The sequence below is a fragment of the Thalassospira sp. UBA1131 genome, assembly GCF_002311515.1.
GTDB lineage: Bacteria > Pseudomonadota > Alphaproteobacteria > Rhodospirillales > Thalassospiraceae > Thalassospira.
The window spans coordinates 29,954-37,920 of the sequence record NZ_DCAO01000018.1 but is presented as its reverse complement, the minus strand read 5'-3'; the positions used below and the strand labels follow the sequence as shown (position 1 = coordinate 37,920).

General features: G+C 56.3%; 7 protein-coding genes. 3 read left to right on the top strand and 4 right to left on the bottom strand.

Annotated features, from left to right (window positions below):
• The 3 genes from B3Z49_RS02605 to B3Z49_RS02595 form a co-directional block, all read right to left on the bottom strand.
• Window positions 1-1,931 (bottom strand): anthranilate synthase component I (locus B3Z49_RS02605; RefSeq protein ID WP_296988052.1); only part of this gene is annotated, 1,931 nt, incomplete at its 3' end.
• A 228-nt stretch (window positions 1,932-2,159) separates the two neighbouring features.
• The gene (locus tag B3Z49_RS02600; RefSeq protein ID WP_296988051.1) at window positions 2,160-3,152 is read right to left on the bottom strand and encodes an ion transporter; all 993 of its coding nucleotides are present in this window, start codon (window positions 3,150-3,152) and stop codon (window positions 2,160-2,162) included.
• A 109-nt stretch (window positions 3,153-3,261) separates the two neighbouring features.
• Complete coding sequence (locus B3Z49_RS02595; protein WP_296988050.1) at window positions 3,262-3,906, bottom strand: phosphoribosylanthranilate isomerase; 645 nt, start codon at window positions 3,904-3,906, stop codon at window positions 3,262-3,264.
• 156 nt (window positions 3,907-4,062) lie between these two features.
• Between B3Z49_RS02595 and ubiE the strand changes: the two genes are divergently transcribed.
• The 3 genes from ubiE to B3Z49_RS02580 are packed head-to-tail and all read left to right on the top strand — an operon-like array spanning window position 4,063 to window position 6,893.
• The gene (ubiE, locus tag B3Z49_RS02590) at window positions 4,063-4,836 is read left to right on the top strand and encodes a bifunctional demethylmenaquinone methyltransferase/2-methoxy-6-polyprenyl-1,4-benzoquinol methylase UbiE (RefSeq protein WP_063085689.1); all 774 of its coding nucleotides are present in this window, start codon (window positions 4,063-4,065) and stop codon (window positions 4,834-4,836) included.
• Window positions 4,837-4,849: 13 nt separating this feature from the next.
• On the top strand, window positions 4,850-6,412 hold the full coding sequence (ubiB, locus tag B3Z49_RS02585) for a 2-polyprenylphenol 6-hydroxylase (RefSeq protein WP_296988048.1): 1,563 nt from the start codon (window positions 4,850-4,852) through the stop codon (window positions 6,410-6,412).
• Window positions 6,413-6,443: 31 nt separating this feature from the next.
• Window positions 6,444-6,893, top strand: coding sequence for a GNAT family N-acetyltransferase (locus B3Z49_RS02580; RefSeq protein ID WP_296988047.1), 450 nt, complete (start codon window positions 6,444-6,446; stop codon window positions 6,891-6,893).
• A 72-nt stretch (window positions 6,894-6,965) separates the two neighbouring features.
• Here B3Z49_RS02580 and B3Z49_RS02575 read toward each other — a convergent pair.
• Window positions 6,966-7,967 (bottom strand): methyl-accepting chemotaxis protein (locus B3Z49_RS02575; protein WP_296988046.1); only part of this gene is annotated, 1,002 nt, incomplete at its 5' end.

The following is a 7,967-nucleotide window of genomic DNA, read 5'->3' as shown; positions in this document are numbered from 1 at the left end:
GTTGTATCGAGTTTCACCTTTGACGGTTTGCCATGCATCGGTGTGACAAGTTGGCCGAGTGATCCGCCAAAGAATTCGACAATCCCCTGCAGACCAAGGCAAACCCCGAACACCGGCAAACCGGCAGCAAGGGCGCGTTCGATACTGTCGCGCAGGTGATAGTCATCCGGCCTCCCCGGACCGGGTGACAGGAACACCAGATCAGGTTTGAAATCGTCAAACGCCTGATCGGGGAAGCCAGGGCGGAGTGTGAGCGTTTCTGCCCCCGTCGCACGGATGTAGCTGGCAAGGTTTTGCACAAAGCTGTCTTCGTGATCGATCAGAAGCACGCGTTTGCCAACGCCCGACACCGTCGGATCAAGGGTAACCTCATCCTTGGCATCGCGGGTGACGGCATCAATCATCGCCGATGCCTTCAGCACAGTTTCAGCTTCTTCGGCGTCCGGTTCACTATCAAATAACAGCGTCGCACCCGCGCGGACTTCGGCGACACCCTTTTTGAGGCGCACGGTGCGCAGCGTCAGGCCGGTATTCAGATCGCCATTGCACAGAACAGCCCCAATCGCGCCGCCATACCAGGCGCGCGCACTGCGTTCGACAGCTTCGATATGTTTCATCGCAGCGCGTTTTGGGGCGCCGGTAACCGTGACCGCCCAGCAATGGGTCAGGAAGGCATCGAGCGCATCAAACCCTTCACGCAGGCGACCTTCGACATGGTCGACTGTGTGGATCAGGCGGGAATACATTTCGATCTGACGACGGCCCAGAATACGGATGCTGCCCGGTTTACAGACGCGTGCCTTGTCGTTGCGATCGACATCGGTACACATGGTCAGTTCCGATTCTTCCTTGGCGGAGTTCAGCAATGTGCGGATATTTTCAGCATCCTCAATCGCATCGCGGCCACGCGCGATGGTGCCGGAAATCGGACAGGTTTCGATACGCTGTCCCTTAACGCGGACATACATTTCGGGCGATGCGCCAATCAGGTGTTCACCGTCGCCGAGATTGATCAGGAACCCGTAAGGGGCGGGGTTGCGACGCTTGAGACGGCGGAAAATTTCCGATGGTTTGACATCACAGGCGGTGCGGAAAACGCGGCTGGGCACGACTTCAAACAATTCGCCACGGGCAAAGCGGTGCTTGGCATCGTCAACAATGGCGGCATATTCGCCCTGTTTCATATCGTTTTCGATGGCGGCGTTGTTGCCGCGTGATGGCGGGTGGGGTTGTGAAATGCGTTCTAACCCGGCGGTGCTGCGGCCATCGGGGGCGATGAATTCATAATCAAACCGGGTGGCGACGCGCGAGGCATGGTCGACTGTGACCATCTGATCGGGCAGGAACAGGTGGATGTCCTTATGATCGGCCGGGCGGTCCTGCGCCAGATTGATCTGTTCGAAATGAAGCGCGATGTCATAGCCAAAGGCGCCATAAAGCCCAAGACGTTCGTCGCCCTTGTGCCCGAACAAATCACGCAGTGCGCGCACCACGGAAAACAGGCTGGGTTGCTGGCTGCGTTCTTCCTCGGGGAACCAGGCAGCGGGTTTTTTGACCACGCCATACAGCCCGTCTTCGCCGTTGGTCAGGCTTTCGACATGGGGATGGTTTTCAAGCGCACTCGCAATGACATCAAGCAACACCCGCCCGCGATCATTGAGTGCATGCACGGCAAAGCCGCGTTCGCGCCCGACAATTTCAAGCGGCGGCGCATCAAAGCCCATATCCCAACGTGAATAGCGCCCCGGAAATTCATAGCTTGAAGACAGCAACACGCCCTTGGTGGCATCAAGCGCATCAATCAGGCCTTCGGTTGCATTTTCGTAAGCCACTTCGGTCATGCGGCGGATGACCGAAACACCGCCATCGGTGGTGTAGCGATATTCGCTGCTGTCAGTGGAAATGCCTGTTTGGCTTGTCGGGGTCGTCACGTTTTTTACTCCTGTGTGGGCCTTTCGCCGCAGGAGCCATGTGATCTTTAGACAAGGAAGAAGAAGTCTGAAAACACAAAGCCGCCTGCAAGAATGAGGCGGCCGGTATGTTTAGGGCACGAGTTTTGGCCGCCCGCTTAAGCGAGCCACCACCAACGATTTGCAATGCGGGTCAGGTTCATGCCGTGTGTTTTCATGGGTCAACCATGTGCCCAAAAAAACCGGGCGTCAAGACTTTTGCGGCGTGGGTGTTGTTTCGGTGTCGTGCAGTTCAAGATGAAGCGGCTGATGGCAATGCGGACAGGTCAGGATTTCATCACTTTCATTGCGATGGACATCGCGGATGTCCTCGATGATGGATTGGGCCTGTTCTTCGCTGATGCCGAGTTCTTCCTGATGGGACCGCAGTTTGTGGCGGACCCGTTCGGTCAGGCGTTTACCCAGCAACTGGCGGGTGGCCTGATGGCGATATTCGGCTTCGCGCCGACGCAATTCGGCGTTAAAGGCCGACGCCAGAATACCGGCCGGGACGGCAACAATCCCGATCCCGGTCAATGAGATGATGCTGGCAAGGAGTTTGCCAAACGGCGTAATCGGCACAACATCGCCATAGCCGACCGTGGCGAGCGTAATGACACTCCAGTAAAGCGCATCGAGCAGGTTGGAGAATTGTTCAGGTTGGGCTTCGTGTTCGGCGAGGTAAATTGCCCCGGCACTGAAAACCAGCATGCAGGCAAGGGCGGCACTGGCGGCACCGAAAATGCCCATTTGCTGGCGAAACACCAGCATCATCAGTTCCAGCCCGGTTGAATAGCGGGTGAATTTCAACAGGCGCAGTAACCGGACGATGCGGATAAAGCGCAAATCAATGCTGGTAAAGAACCACAGGAAGATCGGCAGGATCGCCAGAAGGTCAATCAGCGCCATCGGGGTTAGGATATAGCGCAGACGCGCAAATCGGCCACTAAAGCGCGGATTGTCAGGGGCGGACCAGACACGCAGGCCATATTCAATGGCAAAGATCAGCGTGCAGACGATCTCGATTGTGGCAAACAAAATGAAATAGCGTTCGGCAAAGGCTTCGACCGAGTCAAAGATCACCGAGACGACATTGATGATGATCGCGCTGGCCAGAACCAGATGCACAAACAGCGAAAACCGCGATTCCCGGTCAACACCATGCAGAAGTTTCTGGGTTCTTGATCGAAGGGTCGGTTTCATGTCGCGCTTACTCGGTCCGGGCAATGGAGTGCACTATTGCCCGGGCAGTTTTGCGCCCAATCATTTCAGAAATGGTTAAATCAGCTCTGATCGCAGTTGCTCAGAGGGATCAGTACCCTTTTGCCGCCTGGATGAAGGCCGAGATCTTGCGCGGGTCCTTGACCCCCTTGCTGCGTTCGACACCGGATGACACGTCCACCCAGGGCGCGCCTGTAATCTTGACGGCTTCGGCGACGTTGCTGGGATCAAGTCCGCCGGCCAGCATCCAGTTGCTTTGGAAGTTCTGACCGGTCAGCAGCGTCCAGTCGAACGAAACCGCATTGCCGCCGGGAAGGACGCTGTCCTTGGGCGGTTTGGCATCAAACAACAGAAAATCAGCAACGCCGTCATAGTTTTTGCGGGCCGTTTCGATGTCGTTTGCGGTGCTAACAGAAATGGCCTTCATGACCTTGAGGCCAAAGCGTTCCTTGACCTCGGCCACGCGTTCCGGGCTTTCCTTGCCGTGAAGCTGGATGACGTCGAGATTGCCGGCCTTGATCGCATTTTCAAGCGCCTCGTCACCGGCTTCGACAAACAGGCCAACCTTATAGATGCTGTTGGGGACCCGTTCGGTGAGCGTCTTGGCCCCTTTAAGCGATATATGACGCGGGCTTGGCGGGAAAAAGACATATCCAAGCGCATCTGCCCCGGCACTCATGGCTGCAATCGCGGCATCTTCGCTGTTAATTCCACAGATTTTTACCATGCAGCTCATCGGGGCATCCTGTCCTTGTCGTCGCTCTAATCTTCTTGGCAAACGCTTGTCGCGTCAGATTGACTTAACAGAAATGACCACGATCCAACAGGATATTTGCGTTTTGTCGTGGCTTTCCACTGGCAGGATAATCATTGCTGCGCTATTTTCCCGGCCATGAGCAAGAACACAGACCCTGCCGCGGGCGAAACCGGCGAAAACACAACCCACTTTGGTTTTCGTGATGTTCCCGAAAGCCAGAAGGCATCCATGGTGCGCGAGGTCTTCGACACTGTTGCGTCGAAATATGACCTGATGAACGATCTGATGAGCGGTGGGGTGCATCGCTTGTGGAAGGACAGTTTCATCAACGAGCTCAAGCCGCGTCCGGGCATGAAGTTGCTCGACGTTGCCGGGGGCACCGGGGATATTGCGTTTCGCTTCCTGAAAAACGGTGGTGGCTCTGTAACGGTATGTGACATCAACTATGAGATGCTCCATGTCGGGCGCGACCGCGCGGTTGATCACGGGATCCTGAAAAACATCAACTGGACGGTCGGTGATGCGCAGAAATTGCCGCTACCTGATCAATCGGTTGATGCCTATACCATTGCCTTTGGCATACGCAATGTAACGCGCATTGAAGAAGCGCTTTCGGAAGCGTATCGCGTGTTGCGTCCGGGTGGAAAGTTCCAGTGTCTTGAATTTTCCAAGGTCGTCGTGCCGGGGTTCGATAAGCTGTATGACACCTATTCGTTCAAGCTTTTGCCCGAAATCGGCCGGTTTATCGCGGGCAATCGCGAGGCCTATCAGTATCTGGCGGAAAGCATTCGCAAGTTCCCCGATCAGGAAACATTTGCATCCATGATCCGGGCTGCCGGCTTTGAGCGGGTAAAATACCGCAACCTGTCTGGCGGGATTGCAGCCATTCATTCCGGTTGGCGGATATAAGGGCGTTTGACGCATGATCCGTTTTATTCGTAACAGCTTTCGCCTGCTTGCCATGGCGCGCACTTTGGCGCGCTATGATGCGTTATTCCCACTGGCCCTTGTGCCGGGAGGGAAACTTGTCGCGTTTCTGGCCCGCCTGACCGCACCGTTTTCGCGCCGGTCTGATTTGCCACCGGGCAAACGACTAGCCCGTGCGCTTGAGGAATTGGGCCCGGCCTTTATCAAGCTGGGGCAAACCCTTGCGACCCGATCCGATTTGATCGGCGATGATGTGGCCGCCGACCTTTCATCGCTTCAGGATCGCTTGCCACCGTTTTCGGCCAAGCTTGCCAAACGCATCATCACCGAACAGCTGGCCGAGCCGTTTGATGTGCTGTTTGCCGAATTTGATGAAACGCCCGTCGCCGCAGCATCGATCGCGCAGGTGCATTTCGCGACCACGACCGACGGGCGCGAAGTGGCGGTCAAGGTCCTGCGCCCGGACATCCGGTATCGCTTTGCGCGCGACATGGACCTGTTTTACTGGATTGCGGAACTTGTCGAACTGACCCAGCCGCGCCTGCGTCGTCTTAAACCGATTGAAACGGTCAAGGCGCTGGAAGACAGTGTCCATCTTGAGATGGATCTGCGTTTCGAGGCGGCAGCGGCATCGGAATTCCGCCAAAATTTCGAAGACGATCCGACCTATTACATCCCGCAGATCGATTGGGAACGCACGGCTGAACACGTGATGACCATGGAACGGGTCAAAGGTGTGCGCATTGATAATGTCGAAGCCCTTGATCGCATGGGCATTGACCGGTCTGACTTGCTGGCCAAGGCGGCCGGGGCATTTTTCCAACAGGTTTTCCGCGACGGGTTTTTCCATGCTGACATGCATCCGGGCAACCTGTTTGTCGATGAAAACGGCCGGGTCAGCCTGGTTGATTTCGGCATCATGGGCCGGGTGGACAAACAGACACGCCTGTATCTGGCCGAGATGCTACTGGGCTTTTTGACGCGTGATTATCACCGCGTGGCCGAGGTCCATTTCGAAGCGGGTTATGTTCCGCGTAACCAGTCGCTTGAAAACTTCCAGCAGGCCTGCCGGTCGATTGGCGAGCCGATCCTGGGCAAGGAACTGGCCGATATTTCGGTCGGACGGTTGTTGGGGCAGTTGTTCCAGATCACCGAACAGTTCGGCATGGAAACCCAGCCGCAGCTTTTGATGCTGCAAAAAACCATGATCGTTGCCGAGGGGCTTTCACGTATTCTCAGCCCGAATGAGAATATGTGGGAATTGTCGCGTCCGCTGATCGAAGACTGGATGCGTGAAAACCTTGGCCCGGAAGCCAAGATCAAGGAAGCCACCCTTCAGGCAGGTACCATGTTGCGCCGACTGCCGCGCGTGATCGAAGCCGCGGAACAGGCATCCGCCGTCTTTACCGATCAGGGATTGCGTCTGCATCCCGACACGGTTGCCGCCATGCGTGGAAAGCCAAATAACGGGCAAAGCAAACCTGGCGGATTTTCGCGCCAGTCCCTTGTGATGTGGGTGGCGATTGCGGCACTGGCTGTTGCGGTTTACCTGAAATAATCTATCACCTTACGGGACGAGACCTTGTGGGATGACCATGATGGCAGATGGCGAGAAAACCATTGAAATCAGCCTGGATCGGTCACGGATCGATCTTGAATATTGCTATGATTTTATCGCTGCGTCCTATTGGGCCGCCGGGCGGACGCGCGGTGAGTTTGACCGATCTGTCGAGATGTCATTTCCTGTCGGCGCCTATTGCGATGGCCGTCAGGTCGGTTTTGCGCGCGTGGTCAGCGATCAGATCGCCATTGCGTATGTTGCCGATGTGTTTGTCGATCCGGATTATCGCCGCATGGGCATTGCCGCCAAAATGATCGATGCGTTGCATACCCATCCGGAACTAAAGCGCGTGAAACGCTGGCTTTTGGCGACAGCGGACATGCAGCCGCTTTATCGTTTGCATGGTTATGCCGATCTCGACGACATGATGATGATGCGCCTTGATGAGGACGCACGGAACCGCGATCCATTACGCTAGGACCACATCGAAAAACAAAAACGCCGCCACGGCTAACCGGGCGGCGTTTTTTTGTTTTAAGCCAAGTGACGCTTAGCTTGCGCGCACTTCATTAAGGAAGTTGCCAACCTCACCGCGCAGCGTGCCCGACTGGCTGTTAAGCTTGTCAGACGCGCCCAATACCTGATGGGCGGCTTCGCCGGTTTGGCGGGCGGCCTCCTGCATTTCGCGGATGTGATTGGATACTTCCTGCGTGCTTTGAACCGCCTGCTGAACCGAGGTCGAGATTTCCGTGGTTGCCTGACCCTGTTCTTCGACCGCAGCCGCGACTTCGGATGCAATGTCATTCAGGTTGGCAATGATGCCGGTGATCCCGTCAATCGCGCCAACCGCCTGCTGGGTCGAGCCCTGAATACCGGAAATCTGTTCAGAGATATCCTCGGTCGCACGCGCGGTCTGATTGGCGAGGTTTTTGACCTCGTTGGCAACCACGGCAAAGCCCTTGCCGGCATCACCGGCACGGGCGGCCTCGATCGTGGCGTTAAGTGCCAGCAAGTTGGTCTGTTCGGCAATCGCCTGAATAATCTGCACGACTTCGCCGACTTTCTGAGCCGAGACATCAAGCCCCTGAACCATTTCGTTGACCCGGTTTGCCTCGGTCGAGGCATTGGCGGTGATGTTCGAAGTTTCATTCACCCGCGCGCTGATGTCGCGGATCGAAACAGCAAGTTGTTCGGCTGCACTGGCAACGGTTTCAACACTGTGATTGGCCTGCTCAACTGCGGCGACCACGGCCTGTGATCCGGCTTCGTTTTGTTGCACGGCGGCCACCATCGTCTGGGCGACTTCCTGCATCTCACCCGATGCGCCAGATACGCCATCGACCACACCCATGACGGTTTGTTCAAACCGACCGGCAAGGGCCGCCATGGCTTCGCGACGTTTGGTCTCGGCACGTTCGCGTTCCTGTTCGCGTTCGCGATCAAGCTGGGCGACGCGCTTGGCGTTTTCCTTAAAGATTTCGACCGATGACGCCATTTCGCCGATTTCGTCATTGCGCTTAAGGCCCGGGATATCGACATCCAGTTCGCCATC